The organism is Arthrobacter sp. LAR12-1-1.1 (genome assembly GCF_040676555.1).
Classification (GTDB): Bacteria; Actinomycetota; Actinomycetes; order Actinomycetales; family Micrococcaceae; genus Arthrobacter.
Map to the genome: position 1 here is coordinate 619,060 of NZ_JBEGIG010000001.1, position 17,114 is coordinate 636,173.

At 66.3% G+C, this 17,114-nt stretch carries 13 protein-coding genes; 2 read left to right on the plus strand and 11 right to left on the minus strand.

The window, feature by feature from the left end:
- Positions 1-2 precede the first annotated feature (2 nt).
- The 11 genes from MRBLAR12_RS02825 to MRBLAR12_RS02875 all read right to left on the minus strand — a co-directional run bounded on the left by MRBLAR12_RS02825 (position 3) and on the right by MRBLAR12_RS02875 (position 15,225).
- A complete protein-coding gene (locus MRBLAR12_RS02825) occupies positions 3-437 on the minus strand; it encodes a phage tail protein (RefSeq protein WP_223986869.1) in 435 nt (144 codons plus the stop codon).
- 8 nt (positions 438-445) lie between these two features.
- On the minus strand, positions 446-601 hold the full coding sequence (locus MRBLAR12_RS02830) for a hypothetical protein (RefSeq protein ID WP_229992143.1): 156 nt from the start codon (positions 599-601) through the stop codon (positions 446-448).
- A 2,778-nt stretch (positions 602-3,379) separates the two neighbouring features.
- Positions 3,380-3,538 carry a DUF6760 family protein gene (locus tag MRBLAR12_RS02835; protein ID WP_229992144.1) on the minus strand — a complete coding sequence of 53 codons (159 nt, stop codon included), beginning with the start codon at positions 3,536-3,538 and terminating at the stop codon, positions 3,380-3,382.
- Positions 3,535-3,999 (minus strand): hypothetical protein, encoded by a 465-nt coding sequence (locus MRBLAR12_RS02840; RefSeq protein ID WP_229992145.1) that lies wholly within the window; start codon positions 3,997-3,999, stop codon positions 3,535-3,537. Before MRBLAR12_RS02840 ends, MRBLAR12_RS02835 begins: the two co-directional genes overlap by 4 nt.
- Positions 3,999-4,442 carry a phage tail protein gene (locus tag MRBLAR12_RS02845; protein WP_223986860.1) on the minus strand — a complete coding sequence of 148 codons (444 nt, stop codon included), beginning with the start codon at positions 4,440-4,442 and terminating at the stop codon, positions 3,999-4,001. Before MRBLAR12_RS02845 ends, MRBLAR12_RS02840 begins: the two co-directional genes overlap by 1 nt.
- Before the next feature lie 24 nt (positions 4,443-4,466).
- A complete protein-coding gene (locus MRBLAR12_RS02850; RefSeq protein WP_229992146.1) occupies positions 4,467-5,888 on the minus strand; it encodes a phage tail sheath family protein in 1,422 nt (473 codons plus the stop codon).
- A 578-nt stretch (positions 5,889-6,466) separates the two neighbouring features.
- The gene (locus MRBLAR12_RS02855) at positions 6,467-10,729 is read right to left on the minus strand and encodes a hypothetical protein (protein ID WP_229992147.1); all 4,263 of its coding nucleotides are present in this window, start codon (positions 10,727-10,729) and stop codon (positions 6,467-6,469) included.
- 18 nt (positions 10,730-10,747) lie between these two features.
- Positions 10,748-11,545, minus strand: coding sequence for a DUF4157 domain-containing protein (locus MRBLAR12_RS02860; RefSeq protein ID WP_364743391.1), 798 nt, complete (start codon positions 11,543-11,545; stop codon positions 10,748-10,750).
- Positions 11,546-11,662: 117 nt separating this feature from the next.
- Positions 11,663-13,750, minus strand: a complete 2,088-nt coding sequence (locus tag MRBLAR12_RS02865; RefSeq protein WP_364743394.1) for an ATP-binding protein — start codon at positions 13,748-13,750, stop codon at positions 11,663-11,665.
- A 19-nt stretch (positions 13,751-13,769) separates the two neighbouring features.
- The gene (locus MRBLAR12_RS02870; protein WP_364743397.1) at positions 13,770-14,423 is read right to left on the minus strand and encodes a DUF4255 domain-containing protein; all 654 of its coding nucleotides are present in this window, start codon (positions 14,421-14,423) and stop codon (positions 13,770-13,772) included.
- 178 nt (positions 14,424-14,601) lie between these two features.
- Positions 14,602-15,225, minus strand: coding sequence for a response regulator transcription factor (locus MRBLAR12_RS02875; RefSeq protein ID WP_229992151.1), 624 nt, complete (start codon positions 15,223-15,225; stop codon positions 14,602-14,604).
- A gap of 249 nt (positions 15,226-15,474) precedes the next feature.
- On the opposite strand from MRBLAR12_RS02875, the gene MRBLAR12_RS02880 reads away from it, so the two are divergent.
- Positions 15,475-16,290: a hypothetical protein gene (locus MRBLAR12_RS02880; protein WP_364743400.1), complete on the plus strand. Its 816-nt coding sequence runs from the start codon at positions 15,475-15,477 to the stop codon at positions 16,288-16,290.
- A 7-nt stretch (positions 16,291-16,297) separates the two neighbouring features.
- Entirely contained in the window at positions 16,298-16,615 is a 318-nt protein-coding gene (locus tag MRBLAR12_RS02885) for a PAAR domain-containing protein (RefSeq protein WP_229992153.1), read from the plus strand.
- The last annotated feature ends 499 nt before the right edge of the window (positions 16,616-17,114 follow it).

Below are 17,114 nucleotides of genomic sequence, written 5' to 3' on the forward strand. Positions count from 1 at the left end.
GGCTAGCGCGTCTTTGAAACAAAGCCATGGTGGGCGATCTCCAGCGTCTCCATGACGACCTTCGGCTGGTCCGGGTTCAGCGACGGGCCCTTCCACCGCACGGGGACGACGTCGTAAAGCTCCCAGCCGGCGATCTTCCGGCCATTGCCGGTCATCGCCTCGATGATTCCCGTGCACCGGGTGTAGCCGGAGGCCATGTCCGCGAACCATTTGGCAATCTTTTCGGTGTCCCGTCCGAGCGGCCGGCTCAATGTGATGTTGGGATATTTGAGCCGCGTGGGCAATTGCCAGATGAAGGAGTTGTTTCCGCCTTCCTCCCGGGACTCGATCACTACCTCACAGCCCAGTCCTTCGCACGTGGTGAACGTTCCGAGATCCAGATTGTCCAGTGCCACGGTGTAGCGGACGCTGACCGCCGTATCCACATCCTCCAACATGATCTTCCTCAGTTCGTGTCTGTCCGCAGACCGCGGCGCTCGCGGTCCAGCAGCATTTCGGCCTTGATGCGCCGGATCAGCGGTCCGGCAAGCCGCTTGGCGAGATCCTCAAGCTGTTCAGGCGTCGCCCCGGCCGGGATGCCCGACGCCGTTGCTCCCCTCACTGCCGGTCCTTGCTCCGCCGATCCGGCCGGACCGGCGTCCGTGCCGCCCTGGACCGCTACGCCGCCATCGGCCTCCCCCGGCCCGCTGGCGGCCCGTGCCGGAACGACCGGCGCAGCCGCCGCAGAATCACTCCCCGGGAGCCCGGTCTCCCGCTGAACGGCTTCACCGCCCTCGTCCCGCTGCGGCGACGGAGAGGCGAGACTCAGGATTGCATCTTGTGGCCTGTCCGATCCGGATTCGAAGGCCGCGTGGGCTCCCGGGCCCGTCGGGATCGCCGTGAACGATGTGTTCGAAAAATATCCCAATGTCGCCGTACGTTCCGGCGTCGAACCGACGGTTCCGGGAACCGGGCCCGCGGAGGCGCTCAAGCGTTGCAGGCGGGCCGGCTGTTCTCCGCCATGTGGTGGCGTAGGCGGGACGGTGAGCACTTGCGTCGGAGGCGCCGACCCGGCCGGGAAGCCGGTTGCTGCCGCGTCCAATGGGCGCGTTCCCTCTGCTGAATATCGCTCCACTGAAATCGTCCGCTGAATGACTCTTCCGACGGCGGCGCTCAGTCCGGGTGGGGCGTCCGGTTCTGCGCCGGGGGCAGCATCGGCCAGAAAGCCAGATTCCGTCCGGGGGCCGGAGTCCCCCTCGATGCCGAGGCCATTGTCGGATTCAGATGGCATGTCGGCCGTTGGAGCGAATGCCGTTGCCGCGGCGGCGACACCCTGTTGGCCCTCATCGGGCCAGGCAGTGTTCGCCGGTGAGTGTGCTGGCCTAGTTGCCGCTGGCAGCGTCAAGGCCCGAGCCTGGGCGCGCGGCGCGGGCGCCGCTACGGGCAGGGCAGTCAGCCGTTGCCAGGTATCCGTGGCCGGTCCCGGGCCGGCAGCGGGGACAATCCGTAGGACAACCGGTCCGACTGAGGTGGGGATTGCCCGGGTCTGCAGCTCGGCTGCCGGCTTGGCGGTGCGCTGGATCCCGAGGGAGCCATGCGGAGAGGATGACGGGTCAGTTGTCGGTTTCACGGCTCCGGTTTGGCCGCTGGCTCGTGGCTCGTCGGAGGACCATTCCGCGCTCTGACCCTGGACCGGAGCAAGGGTGGCGGCGGGGGCGGCCAGTTCCTCCGCGGTCAGTTCCTCCGCGTGCGGGGCCGTTTCGGCTGGGGAATCGTCCGAGAGACTGCGTTGAACTGAGGGGCTGCCGGCTGGCATGGCCTGTTGGCCCGTGGCAGGACCAAGTACAAGTGGAAGCGGGGCGGCTGCGGGCCGCTCATCGACCCGCGGTATGTCGGGATGAATTGTCAGGGCGGGCTCGGGAGGCCCGTTCACAGGCCGGGCTGCTTCACGCACCGCGGAGGAGGACACCGCTGGGGAAGACAGAGCCGGGAAAGACACCGCGCCGAAAGTCTCCAGGGAATCCGAACCGTGACCGGCGTCAGTGACATTGGACAGGAGGTCGACGGCGTGCCCGGAACGGGAGACGACCGGCATGCTTGCCGGGTTTCCTTCAGTGGTGCGGGGTGCCGGATCATTCGCACCGGGATGACTGTCCCCTGCCCGGTCAATTGCTCCGGCAGACCCAGTGGCCGAGAGCGGCGGCGCGGACCCGTCGTCCGGAGCCGGGGCATCGTCCGCCGGCGGGGAGACAGTCGCTGTTGTTGTCCCGGCGTCAGCCCACGGGGCTGGCTCGCCAATCCCGGGGTCCGGCGCCCCGGTGGAATCGAGGCTCGGCGGATCTGAAGGTACTGCGGACGTGGTCGCGGGTCCGGGGGCCGTTCCTCCTCCATTACCCGGAAGGGTCGCGTCAACGGCGTCAGGAGCACTGGCGCCCCGAATGCTGGCGTCAGCCGCCGGTGGAACCACGGGCGCACCAGCGGTTTCGGGGGTTGACGTCCGCTGGACCGGCAAGGGGAAGGAACCGGGACGAGAATCGGGGAAGACATCGGGAGCGGTCCCGGGGCAAAACTCCGGTGTCGCGGCCAGCTCCGAAAACGACAGTGGCATGCCGAGCCCCAGCCTTGGCGGGTGAGGCGCTTGCCGGAATGACGGCGAAGAGTCCGCCGGGGTCGAAGCCCGCTGCACAGCCGGTGCCGACGGCAGTGGAACGTACGTCGCACTTCCGTCAGAGGTGCTGCCGTCGGTGGACCTGGTGCGGGACGGGCCGGAGGGCTCCCCGCGCGAAACCGGTGCGGACACCGATGGGCCCGGGGATGAACCCGGAGACTGCAGTGGCGCCGCATCGACATGCAGCACAGGAAAGGCGTCCGGTGCCGCCGCGGTAAGGGAAAGGCCATCCAGGGTTCCACTGGCCTGGGGGTCGCCGTCCGGCCAACCGCCATCCTGCCAATCGCCGCCCAGCTGGTTGCCGCCCTGTGTGCCGCCGTCGGTCCCGGCGCGCTGGATCGTCGGCATGCCGCCAAGCCTGCCCGGCACCGGCCGGACGTGTGGCGCCGGAGGCGGCAACAGTGTCATCTCCACTGAGGGCGCAGTGTAGCCGCCGGAGCCCGGATCGGGACCGCCGCCGTCGACGTCGATAACGCCTGCCGGCGCCTGTGTGCTGACCAGGTGGGTCATGGGTCCGGTGAAGGACGGATCGCCCCATGAGGCGAGGGAGCCGGTGAAATGGTCCGGGTCCGACGTCAGCTGAATGCTGCCGGCACTGCGCTGCAGCGGCGGCAGGAAAGCCCAGCCGGCGGGCGCAATCCGGGGCTCAGCAGCCGCGGGTGCTGCCGCTTCGCGCGGTTCCTGGCCGGGCGGGGGCTCGGGCCGCTCCCGTTGCCAAGGCCACCGCATGGTTCACCGTTCCTGGGTCAGGCGCGTGTTGATTGCCGCTATCTCCCGGACATAGCGAAGCCGTTGGCCGTGTTCCAGATCCAGAATGTCATCCAGGGGCCAGTGGAAGTGATAGGCCACGTACGACACCTCCTCGTAGATCCGGTCCGGCGTGTACGTCATGATTCCCCCAGGCGGCCACCGGCGAGGTCGGCGGTAAAACGGTGGGAGCATTCCGGGCACGTAACAGCGATCCGGGTATGGCCCTCGGCATTGATCCGCCGATAGAAGTCCTGAAGGAATGCGACGTCGGAGGCGAACATGTTTTCCACGACGGCAGAGGTCACAGCCCCCAGCGTGCCCAGGGAGGTGATCACCCTGCCCAGAAGGACCACGGTCGTATACGCCGCATTCTCCTGGACGCGGGCGTCATAGAGCGGCAGCAGTTCGTCCCGTGCGGTCGCCAGCCGCATGACGCCGGATTTGTGGACGGTCCCGTCCTGGTCCACGTAGCCGCGGGGAAGCTCGAAGCTGAACTCGGTACGGAGCGGCTGACGTCCCTTGTCCGGCCTCCTGTCAGCCGGGACGCCGGGGGCATCGGCCTCCGGGTCCGGCATCACCACCGCACCATGTGTCCGCTGCATCACGAGATAGTGGATTCGTCGTAGCAGATGACGAACTTCTCTGTGGCCTGCTCCGTGGCGCCAGCCTTCAGGGAATTCAGTTCGACGCTCTTCACCCAGCAGTTGACGAAGTTATAGGTTTTCAGCGTCTCCCCTTTGTAGTCCAGGAGTGAGACGGCGGCAGTCTTGCGAGCCCCGGCGACGTCGCCCTCCATGACTTTCTTGAGCCAGTCGGTCACGGTTTTGCTTTCGGTCAGTCCCCTGGTGACCGTCAGCTCGCCCGCTTTCGGCCGGCCGATGAGCTGGCGGACGACGTATTTGCCGTCCTTCGTCTGCTGCTTCAGTTCGATCTTGTCGACCTCGGTCTTGAGGCCGCTCACCTCGATCACCCTCGGCACTTCGATGCCGTCAATCGTGACGGTGAATCCGTTCGCTGATGAGTTGTCAAAATCGCCGAGGGCCATGGTCTTGCTCCTTTTGAACTGGGATTACTCGCTCACGAGGCTGGTGCCGCCGGAGAACTGGGACAGCTGGAAAATGACGAACTCGGCCGGCTTGACCGGGGCCACGCCTATCTGGCAGACCACCTGTCCAGCGTCGATGCCCTCGGCCGGGTTGGTCTCTTCGTCGCACTTGACGAAGAACGCCTGTTCGGGTGTGAGCCCGAAGAGGGCGCCCTTGCGCCATTCGTTGGTCAGGAAGGCGCTGATGGTGCGGCGGATGCGCGCCCACAGGGCAGGGTCGTTCGGCTCGAAGACTGCCCATTGGGTGCCCTGCAGGATGGACTCCTCCAGGTAGTTGAAGAGGCGGCGGACGTTCAGGTACCGCCATTCGGCGTCGCTGGACATGGTGCGTGCTCCCCAGACGCGGATGCCGCGGCCAGGAAAAGTGCGGATGCAGTTGACGCCGATGGGGTTCAGCAGTTCCTGTTCCGTCTTGGTGATCTGGGTCTGCAGGCTGGTGACGCCGCGGATCACCTCGTTCGCGGGCGCCTTGTGGACGCCGCGGGTGTCATCGTTGCGGGCCCAGACGCCGGCCATGTGGCCCGACGGCGGAATGAACCGGTTCGTTCCGGTGCTGGGGTCGAACGCCTTCACCCACGGCCAGTAGAGTGCCGCGAACTTGGAGTCATAGCCGCCGCCGTCCATGCGCCAGTTCTTGATCTGCTGGGCGTTGAGGTTGGGCGGCGGGTCGATGATGGCGATGCGGTCCCCCATCAGCTCGCAGTGGGCAATGGCGGCGAGCTGCACGGCTTTGACGGTTTCCAGATCGATGGCGCCTTGCTCGTAGGCGGCCAGGAGGTCCGGCACGGCCACCATGGTCACTTCGTCGACGGCCTCGAGGCCGCTGAATCCGGTGCGGTCGGCGGCATCGCCGACGTAGTCGTCCACGTTCAGCTTGTCAGTTGTTGGCGGTTCAGGCTCAGGCTCCGGTGCGACCAGCTGGATGGTCCCCTTGTCCGGTTTGACGAGGGCACCGCCTGTGGCAATCTCCTCAATGGTGACGATCTTCGATTCGGCGCTGATCTTGGTGGCGACGTTATTGTTGCCACGTTTGGTGGTGACGTTGTCCCAGACCTCGGGCGGCTTGCCCTCCACCGTTATGACGATCTTGAACTGGTCCTCGGACGGATTTTCACCCCCTGGGTCGGCAATTTCGACCGTTACAGGCTTGGGGTTGGCTGCCGTGGACTTGGCGGTCACGCGGTATCCGGCGAATTCGGCCGTCGGGGACGCCGTCACTGCCTTTGGCTGTTGCTTCGGTTTGTCCTCCCGCGCTCCGTCGGCGCCGATGCGCACCACGTAGCAATTCCCTCCGCCGTTGAGGAAGTAGCCGTAGACGGCATGGGCAAGGTACGAGCCTGGGACGAAGTCCCCAAAGGTGTCGGAGAACTGGGTCCAGTTGGACACTAGGGTTGGTTCATTGTCCGGACCCTTGGCGGCAAGCCCGACGAATGCAGCGACTGCCGTGCCTACTCCCTCGATTGGACGAGTGCCCGCTCCGACCTCGTTTACATACACACCTGGCGAAAGATAGTTCGGCATTTTGTCTCCTCAGTGAACCCAAAACGTGGTTCAAGGGTCCCGCGGAGGCGTGTGCGGCGGTACGGCTATCTGGATGCGCTCATGGGAAGGGTGGAGTGCACGAAGGGGCAGATTCGGGGCCGCTCGGTTGGTAGCAAGGACGATGGCTTGCCGTGCTCTGATTTCATCTCTTGCCCTCGGCCCCGATCCGGACGACGAAGCACTCGGCATGTTGCATTCTCGAAGACCCCGACGTTGGGTCCCAGCCTGATCCGGAGTTGAGGGAGCCGATACGTCCGGCTGTATGCCTAGTGCGGAAGCTATTCGTGCCGATCAGACACTGACGGTTGTGCCGTCCTCGTGTTTACTGATCACAGGGTGGCGCCCGCCTTCTACGCAACTGACAGCGGGATCGAGGGCCGCGCACTGGAATGATTCCACTACTAGGACGGTCGAGGCAGACTCTAAGGGCCTCTGCGTGCCTGGCCGTAGAAGTGGCGCAACAACTTGAGCATCGATTCCTTGGTGGGAACAAGATGTGCATTCACGATGCCCTTCGCCCGCAACTCGCCTACGATGTGTGTCTGAGTCTGGAGGACCCAGGCGGACCAACGTTGCCTCACCTGTTCGACGAGCATTGTGACTCTCACTTGGCTGCGTGCGATCGACTCTGACTTCAGCCGTCCCGACTCTCCGAGCGGAAGATGGGTTGCCGGCCCCAGCGCCGATCCACTCGCCATCACCTCCCCTAGATTCGCGGCGCCGGATTGAACCAAGGTATGTGACATTGCCGTTGTGGTTGCGACAGGTTGCTGCACCAGTCCAAACCCTCGGTCCAAGAATCGAAGGGGCTCGATCACGTGCGTTAGTTGAGTCACTGCCCGAAGAGCTGCGGCGGGTGGCAGAGAAGCCCGACCTGTTCGCACCGGTTCGTTCGGATCGCCGCGGAACCCATGTGCTGCCAACATCGCTGCTGTTGGCGTGCGACCTTCTCGGGAAATCAACTGCATAACACGGCTGATCTGAGCGTCGGACATCCCGTTCTCCCGGAGGGTCCTGACCACTCCCATGACATCGCCCGTGGCAGCCGTCGCCGACGGCGTTCCGTACGCGCCAACTTCGTTGAGCTTTACGTTGTGCGGTTGGCTTCGATTCGGATTCAGCATCTCCGTCAACTGCCCGCCCTCCGAGGAGGACGTCGCAATGGCGAATCGAGGGACATTGCTCGAGCCGGACTGGCGGTGGGCCTCCAAGGCACCTCGTCTCGCCGCGATCTGTTCCGCACTTGAAACGCCTTCGACTGGCGCTGGGGCGTGAGTTGTCGCTCCCATGGCAGGGGCCCCGCGCCTCGCAACTGAACCCGCATACGCCTGTTCGTGCGGCCCCCGCACTGCCAACGCCGATGATCCCTCCAAGCCCGTCGCGAAGAACTGACGTTCCACCTCGGCCGCCGTTCGGGCAAATTCTGCGGCCGCAACCGACTCGTCCATGTAGGCAATTACGTCTGTGAGTCGGACCGAAGTTGGGTTAATCGCACCCGATATGGCCCACCGCGTTCCCTGTTTGATCGGCTTGAGCTCAGTCAGGCCATACCTGAGCTTGATTGCGGACAAGAGAGGCATCAAGAGGCGTTCGGCGACCTTCCGGCCAGCGAATCGACGGAGCGCGGATTCCCCGGCGGCCATGGCTTTGGCCAGCCGTTTCTGCTTACCCTCCGGCGTATCGTCACCTCCGCGGACCTTCGCGAGCGCCTTCTGGCCGAGCTTCTTCGCCCCAGCCTTCACCTTCCCGGCGAAGCCCTTGATCCCGCGGATGATCGGTCCAGCGAGCTTGAGGCCGGCCTTGATCACGAAGTCGAGGGCCTTGTTCACCGGCTTCTGCAGCGTCTCGATGATCTGGCGGATCTTCTGGCCGATGCCGCCGAGGCCGATCACACTGGCGAGGAAGCCGATGAGGATCGGGACCATCTGGCCCAGGACATCTTCGATCTTGTTCACCACGCTGCTAACGTTGCCGCGCACGATGTCGGCGACCGAGTCGATGATGGTGTTGACGAACTTCATGATCCGTTCGGCGTTGCTCACGAAGAACATCACGACGTCGTAGATCAGTTTGCAGGCCTTGATGAAGGCCGCGGCAGGGTTCAGCAGACCGATCAGCCACGTGATGCCGGCGGTGATGATCTTCGTGATCACGAAGTCCTTCACCTGATCCAGGATCATGTCCTTGATGTTGCCGAGTTTCTCCAGGAGCATCTGCCACAGGCCCGCGACGCCCTGGCTGGCGATGACCTGGAAGATCTCCACGCCCTTCTCCACGGCGGCCATCGCCGGCTCGCCGATCTGCTTGACGATTCGGTTGCGGATGTTGGTCCACGTCAGCCCAAAGATCGAGGCGAGCAGCTTGATGATGCCTTTGATGTCGAAGGTGTCCGGAAGCTCGACGCCCCCCTCGGCAAGTGCGCCGAACAGCCAGCCCATCAGGCCCTTCTTGAGGTGGCCAAGGATGTTGTCCTTGAACTTGAGGATGCCGCCCTTCACGCCCTCGATCAGGTTGCCCAGGAAGGCCACCGGATTCTTGATGATGTCCCCGACGACGCCGGCCGCGCGTGAGAGCACGTTCTTGAGCATCCCGGCGAGCTCACGGATGGTGTTGATGATCGCCTTGATCGCGCCGATCGCCTTGTCTACCAAGCCCTTGTTCTCTGCTTGCAGGGTCTCGATCCGCTCGTCAAGCCCCTTTCGCGCCTCGACGTACTTGGTCGCCAATGCATCAACCACCGACTCCTGCTTGGCATTAACGTCGCTCTCAAGCGCCTCGAACTTGTCGCCGATTTCCTTCGTCGCCTCGGACCCGAGCTTCTGCAGGTTGGCAGGGAGGCTCTTGACGTAGGCAGCGATCTCAGACTTGCCCCTGGCGATCCGCTGCTTGGCCGCAGTCAGGTCGTTGCCGACGATGTCCGCCACGTTGGAGATCACTGCGTTCATCTTCGTGAGGTACAACTCCCGGCCGGCCTCGTAAAACTCGTTGACCTTCGGCGGCATGCCGGCGATCTTGTCCCGGAGCCAGCGGTACCCGCCGAGCCAGCCGCCGTACCGGTCCTTCTTGTACGCAGACATCTTCGCCTCGACGTAGGCCTCGAACGCCGAACGGGCCCCGGCCTCACCCTTCTCGAAGGCAGCGTCCACCTTGGGATCGATCCCGTCGAGGGTCTTCTTCACGTCGGCTTCGGTGGCCGCGAAGATGCCCTGGATCTTGGCCGTGATCTCTGCGCGCTTCGACTCGTCCTTCGACTTAGTCTTGCCTTTATCGGCCATCAGGTTCGCCAGGGCCGTCGCCTTGGCAGTTTGCATTCCAGTAACGCCCGCCGCGGTCTGCGCACCGGCCTCCGCCTTGCCCTGTTGGAGGACCTGCTGTTCCTGCTGGCGGAACTCTGCTGGCGCGGCCTGGGCATGCTCGGCTGCGGCCTTCTTGTCGGCGAGGCCTTGCTGGAATTCAGGCTCGTTCGACTGCGCCAGTTGCTGCTCGCTGACCTCGGCGTCGGCCATCTCCTGGTTTGCCTGGTGCGGGCCGGCGGCGAGGTTGAGCTGCTCTGCCGGTGCCGGCTTGGGCACCGCCCCCGCGGCCGGGATGGGCACGGCCTGGCCCGGCTGCTCCTGGGCCATCGGGGTGACAGGCTTCGGAACAGCCTTGGACTGATCCGGAGGGGCCGCAGTGGCCGCCTCGATGTCCTTGGACTGCCCGGCTTTGCCCTGGCCGACCAGGCCCTTGACTTGCCCCTTCGCCTCACCGGCTTTGCCGGACTTCTTGTATTCGTCAGCTTCCTCAAGGGTCTTGGGCGACTTCGCCTCAATCGCCGCCTTGACCGCTGCGATGAATGCCTGTTTGTCGAAGGTACCGGGCTGCTGGGCGTCCATGGCATCGACTTTGGCCGCCTTGGCCTGCCCTGCGACGTCGTCGGTCGGCGGCAGCGCGGCCCCTTGGGCCTCCTTGGCCTTGGACGCGGCCGGAGGGTGGGCCTTCTTAGCCCCCGCGAAGCCCTTGATGCTGCCCGTGACCTGAGTGAAGGCCGGATCTTCCTCAGGGCGGACAGGGACCGGTGCCACGGGAGGCTGGAAAAGCTTGTCGGCAGGCAGTGCAACGGGCGCCAAGATGGCCGGTGCGGCCCCTCCCCCTGAAGGGGGCGCCTTTCCTCCGGCCGAGCCCTTCCCCGGTCCGCCCACCTTAGCGGCTGCAGCTTTCCCGAGCGGGCTGACCGCAGGGATCGGCTTGGGTGGCGGCACCGGTTTCTTGGCGGGAACAGACCCGGGGCCGAAGCCCGTCTTCGTTACCGCGAGCGCTGAAGCCGAAGGCTTGGGGCCCTCAAGTTCAACAGGTACGCCTGCCGCTTTTGCGGCCTTAAGCCCCTTCTCTACTGTGGCGATCGCGGGCTCGTCCCTTCGGATCTCCTTCAGGGCTGCGTCGATCTCTGTGGCTGCCTGCTCCCCGGGGGATTTCAGCTTTGCCGCCATGAGCGCACCGACAGCGGCGTTGCCGGCCAGTCGCTGGAGCGCCAGCACGGCGTATGGCCCGACGGCGGCGCTTGCTGGCCTGCCGACCCTTTCGCGGCCGTCGGCGAGCGCCTGAGTAGCCTCGGTTCTCGCCGTACCGGTGGCCTGGCGCGCGACTGTGGGCCCAACGCGTTGCGCCGGAACCTTGCCGGGTCCGCCGTGAAAGGTCGTCGTCATGGACCGCTCCCGCCGGGATCAGCCCGGCTCTTCCTCTTCCGCCTCGTCGCGCTGCACGGCCCGCCCGTCAACGAAGGACCCTTGGGCGGTCTCCTCCTCTTCCTCTTCTCGCTGCAATGATTCCTCTCGCTGTAGCGCGGCGCCTTCGGCAAAGCTCCCTTGGGCTGTGTCCTGGTCAGCATCGCGCTGGACGACGGCGGCGCCCGCCGCGAAGCGCTGTGCCGCCGGAGCGGCCGGGACGGGTGCTGACATGGCCCGCTCGGCTGTAGCGGCCGCCTCACGTTCAAACCTGTCGGACGGATCACTCACGCGCACCCCGGTTCCCGTGGCGGTCCCGTCCACCGGGCCGCTCCGCTGCTGGACCACATGTGTCAGTTCGTGGGCGATCATCGTACGGCCGGCGTCGGAGCCGGGATCGTAATTGTCCCGCTGGAACACGATATTGGAACCCACCGTGTAGGCGTGGGCGTTCACCGATGCCGCGGAATTGTGGGCGGCCTCCCCTGTATGGACGCGGACGTCGGAGAAGTTGTGGCCCAGGCGGCCCTCCATGTCAGCGCGCACGGGCTCCTCCAACGGCTGACCGGCTCCGGACGAGACGACGTCGAGCACAGGTGACCCTTCCTCCTCCGCGAGGCCGCGCACACCGCTGTTGCCGACGGCGCGCTGAAGCGCCAGTAAGCCGCGGGACCCGACGACGTCGGTCCGGGCGGCGGCCGCCGCCCGATACAGCACCGCAGGCTCCGCTGCTTCCGCCCGCGCCGGCTTGGCCCCCGGGACGTCGACGTCGGACTGGTCATGGTCGTGGCTGTGCATGGCGCACCCCTTTCATCAGACCTACACCGACGATGCGCCCGGCAAGGACGGCCCGCAAGCGCCGCCACGGCGCCGGAAAGGGCAGGCGCTCCTGCCCGAAAGGGCAGCGGTGCGACCTTAGGCGCCGGATCTCTTCGCAGTGGAAAGCAGCCCCCAATACGGGCCGAACTCGCTCTCCAGCGTTAGCCGCCCCAGCTTGCGGTATTCGCGTTGCACGGCGGTGACCAGATGCGCCATGGTCACCGTCCCGCCGTCGTCGGCTGCCAGGTACGCGCCGGTGACGGCCGCGGACCGGATCGCCCCGCCGGCCAGTTCGAAGGCCTGCCCCAGGAAGACGAGGTCAATGTCCGCTGACCGGCCGATCGTCCGTCCGAGGCACCGGTCCCAGAGCACGCTGCGGTGCGCCGCATCAGGCAGCGGGAAGTCCACGACGACGTCGAGCCGGCGGGTGAACGCCTCGTCGATGTTCGCCCGCAGGTTCGTTGCCAAGATGGCCAGGCCGTCGAACGTCTCCATCCGCTGCAGCAGGTAGGCGCTTTCGATATTTGCGTAGCGGTCATGGGCGTCCTTGACCTCGGATCGACGCCCGAAGACGGCATCAGCCTCGTCGAAGAGCAGCACCCCATTGACGCCCGCCGCAGCCGTGAAGATCCGCTCGAGGTTCTTCTCCGTCTCCCCCACGTATTTGTCGACGACGGTGGCCAGGTCCACGACATACAAGTCCAGTCCCAGCGCCCGGGCGACCACTTCGGCGGACATCGTCTTCCCGGTCCCGGAATCTCCGGCAAACAGGGCAGCCACTCCGTGCCCGCGTCCGGCTCCCGGCCGCATGGCCCAGTCACCGAGGACCTTTTCCCGGTGCTTGGCCCGCAGCGCCACCTCCTTGAGGGCCAGCAGCACGGCATCGGGAAGGACCAGGTCATCCCAGCCCACCACCGGCTCCACCCGGCGGGCCAGCCGGTCAAGGGCCGATCCGTTTTCGGCGCGTGCCCCGGCACTGAGATGTGAAGCGGTGATGCGGCCGTTGGCGGTCAGGGTGGCCTGCACCTGAGCGGATCCGGCGGCCCGGGCAACCTGCTCCGGGCGCAAGCGGAACGCCGAGGTGGCTGCCGCCACGTCCACCCCATCGAGCGGGCCTAGCGCGGCCCGCCACAGATCCGATCTCTCGGCCGACGTGCTGACCGGGACCTCCACCAGCAGCGGCGGATGCCTGGTCCACGCCGGGTCCCACGCGCCGTCCCCGGTGAGCAGCACAGGCTGCGGTTCGGCATGCAGGGCCTCCAACACGGCGGGTCGGTCCGCCACGGCAGCAAGGGGCCCTGCCACCAGGCCGGTGCCCCGGAGCCTCGCTTCCCGTACGGCGAGTTCCACCAGCTGGAGCGGATCCCGTTCGGCAGCCAGCCGCACCAAGTCCACATACACGCCGTCGCATCCCCTGGACCGCAGCGCCTCGGCTGCCAGCACACGGCCGGAACCAGTGGCAGGCTCCCGAAGATAGGCGAGGAGGACCCCGGCTCCCAGTGCCCAGGAAAGCGGCGAAGCATCACCCCAGCTCACGGCCGGACGTTCGGTCAGCACAGCCTCGAGAGCCGGTTCGGCGGTGTCATCACCCAGCAGATGCCCGACGACGCGGTCCGGCACCCGCAGTGCCCGTCCGGGCAGCGGGCGCTCGGCGTCCTCGACGACAAGCAGCCCGCCCCTGATGAGCGGGCCGGAAAGCAGCCGGGCCCTGCCGTCGGCTGCGGACAGGGGTGTGCCGCAGAGCGCCAGAGCGACGGCCACGGAGGGGCGGCGGCGGGTGACGTCGTCGTTCAGGTAGCCGAATAGCTGCTCGAAGCGCGGATCCAGATCGGCGGCGAGCGCGACAAGAAGCAAATCGATGTCCAGGGGCAAGAGGCCGAAGGTGGCGCCGAGCTCCCGGAGCCGCAGCCGGTGCCCTGCTTGCTGCGCCTCGTCCGCTAGTTGTTCGCAGTGCAGCTGCCGGGATGAGACACGGCCTGGTCCCTCTTCGGGTCCGTCCCCGTCCACGGACCGGGGAACTTCCCCGAGCAGGCGGTCCACGGCCTCATCGCTGAGATAGAGCCCGCGGAAAGGGTCATCCGGCTGCGGGTCTTCGGCGCGGCGGGCCGCCACGAGCAGGCGGATGCGTTCCTCCACCACTCCGACGCGGCCGAGCACGTGGGCGAGACTGGGATTCGCTGTCATCTTTGCCGTCACCGATCAATCACCCGGCCGTCCGGCGGGGGCCGCGGATCGCGGCAGGCGCAGGGGTGTGCTGGCGGCGGCCCACGTCGGCGGCGCCACCTGTCAGGTCGGCCATATCCAGCTGAGTCCCCTGGGACGCCGGCGGCCCTGCCTGGTAGACAATGCCGGTGTCCACCGGGGCGATGACCACGATGTCGAGGGACGGCTTGAGCTCTCCCCCCAGGGCGGACCACACATCGGCGAACGCACGGTCCTCGGGCGGGGGAAGCCCTACCGTTACGGGCACCACCAACCCGGTCTCCGCGAGCGGGCCGACCACGAGATCGTCGGGGAGCGCGTCGTACTTGAGGAAGCAGCGCAGCAACTGGTCAAGCAGGCGGTGCTCGTCTTCCGGGCGCTGTGTCCACGCCGTGACCAAGTAGGACAGCTTGAAATAGCGGGGAGCGGGCCGGCGCGTCCGGACGTATCCGTCATCTCCTCTCTGCTCGGACAGGCCGCGTTCCCTGCGCCGGACGTCCTCACGGATGTCATAGAGGTACAGGTTGACGGTGGGAGCGTTGCGCCGGGCGGCCCAGTCCTTGGTAGGCGCGTCGAACACCACGTCCACCTCAGAGCCGCCCAAGGCCCCGTTCCTTACCAACGTGCGCAAGGCATCGTCAATCTGCGCAATCACGGTGTATCCCTCCCAATGAGCTCCGGCCCAGCCCGTACGTTGCAGCGGTCTCCCTGCCTATGGAGCCCGTGGCAGGCATCACGGCACCGTACAGTCCACCGTGGCCGCCTACACCACCGTCCGGGACCCGGGTCCGGGCACACCTACGGGCAACAGATCCGGGTGCTAGGGGCAGGGCCTAAATCAAGCCCTCCCGCAGTGCATATGCGACGGCATGGGACCGGTTGCGAAGCTGGAGACGCGTCGTAACGTCATGAACGACGTTCTTCACCGTCCGCTCCGAGTAGGACAGCTGGTTTGCGATCTCGGACGTGTCCAGCCCATCCGCCAGCAGCCGCAATACTTCTACTTCTCTGGGTGCCAAGCCGGTAAACATGATTCCGCGCGGCCCCAGGACGTGCCGCTGCAGTTTGCCGACCTGGTCCAGGAGACGGCCGAGCAGATCCGGAGGTACGCTGCCTTCACCGGCAGCGGCGGCCGTGATCACTGCCACCAGGCGGTCCGGTGTCGCTTCGCTGCGACGGACCAGGCCAACCACCCCGGTTTCAACTGCCTTGACGAGGTCGCCGTCGTCGAGGTGGCCCGCCACGAGGACGGCGCGGGACAAACCGCGCCGCTGCACAATGCGGAGCAGCGTCAGTGCGTCGTCGTCCACCGAGTCCGTTACGACGACGACCACCTGCGCCGGCTCAGCGTCGTTCGCCCTGACCACCCGCACTTCGGGGCGCGCCCGCAGCTCGCTGGCCACGCCCGCCTCGGAGATCGGGTCACGCGCGTGGACCCGGACAGTTATTGGTTCCATGAATCCTCCCATCGAGAATGCGGGGCTGACTGGGTGGGGCACGGTCTGCCGTACTTGCCTGTTCCATCCCGCTAGATCGACCATAGCGGGCGGTGCTCTTCGTGCAGTCAACACAGGCTCAACGGGCAGCAGCAATGCCCGCAAGTCCGGCCGACGGTGGTGCTGTGCCCCCGCGCGTCCCCCATAACCTCAGAGTACGGATGAGGACCTTTCGCCGTTGGACGCAGAGTAGGTCCGCAAGGAGGAGCCATGAGCACCACTGCAACACTGGATTCGCCGCTGGTCAGCCTTGAGCCCGGTGCCAGGGCGACTGTTCCGCTTCACATCCGCAACGACGGCGAAATCGTCGAGGAGTACAGGCTCCAAGTTGTGGGGCCGAGCGGCTCCTGGACGGAAGTGGTGCCCGGAATCGTGTCCCTCTACCCGGGCCAAGACGCCACCGCCTCCGTGGAGTTCCGGCCGCCGCGGTCCTCCGAAGTCCCGGCCGGGGAATTCCCCTACGCGGTGCAGGTGCTGCCGACCGAGCATCCGGAGGACGCGGTTTCTCCTGAGGGCATTTTCCAGCTTCTTCCGTTCCACGAGACGGCGGCTGAACTGCTGCCCCGGCAGTCCCGGGAGTGTTTCGGCGCCCGGCACCGGGTCGCCGTAGACAACTATGGAAATGTGCCCATCACCGTCACCCTCACCGGTTCCGATCCAGGCGATTTGCTACATATTTCCATGCGTGAGCCGACTCTGACCATTGCTGCCGGAACTGTCGAATTCCCCCGTGTTCGAGTGCGCGCGCGAAGAACGATCTGGCGCGGGATGCCTGCCGTGCACTCTTTCACGGTGGCTGCCAAACCGGCGGACGGCCCCCCTGTTGTGCTGGATGGAACCCACTTGCAGGAGCCTGTCCTGCCGCGGTGGATCGTCAAAGCCGTGCTCATCCTTATGCTTTTCGTCTTGATCCTGGTGGCCCTGTCGTTTGTGCTCCGCGATCCTCCCGGGGTAACCCGGGCTGCCGGGGTGAACGACCCCGTAGCATCGGCCAGCCAGACATCCGCTGCGCCGGTTCGGCTGTAGGCGCCCTATGCCTACTGGGCCAGCTCTCCGCGCAGGAGACACCGCGCTCTGCCCTTTGTTCGACGGCCCCAAACCGCATGCCGGCGGACCCGTCACCCCGGCCGCGGCCGTGGTGACCGTTCTCATCGGGGGGATGCCGGCCGCAGTCGCCAATTCCATTCCCGGTGGCATCGTCTGCGTTTCCCCTGCACCGAACGGCATCGCCAGCGGCAGCCTGACCGTGATGATCGGCGGCTTTCCCGCCGCTCGTGTGGGCGACCTGAGCCTGCACGGGACACCCATTGCTCCGGGTCCGGGGTGCCCCACCGTCATCATCGGCGGATGAGCACGGCCGCTGACGGACCCAGCCCGGCGGAGAACCGGACTAGGAAGAACATGGCGAAGCAGTCGGAGACGGGGTCACCCCTTGAGTCTCTGCCGGCCCCGCTCCGAGTGTCGGCGTCGTCTGAGGCACGGCGCATTCCTTCGGCTCGAGTCCTGCGGCCGTTACACAGGAAGCCGGACTCCCGCCAGATTCCACTGGTGCACACGTCACACACCCCGAGGGACTCCCGTCAGGTTCCAAGGTTGGGCACGTCACACATGGTGCCTGCGTTCCGTTGGGCTCGGCCGCCGGACACGTCACACAAGATCCAGGGGGTCCGTCGGGTAAGGCCGCCGGACAGGTCACGCACGGCGCAGGAGACCCGTCGGGCCCCGGCGGCGGACACGTCACACAGGTTGCCGGTGTTCCATTCGGCGCTGCCGACGAACACGTCACGCATGGCGGCGGCGGCGTGCCTGGTACCGCCGTTGGGGACGTGCAGGCTGGTGTCGGGGACTGC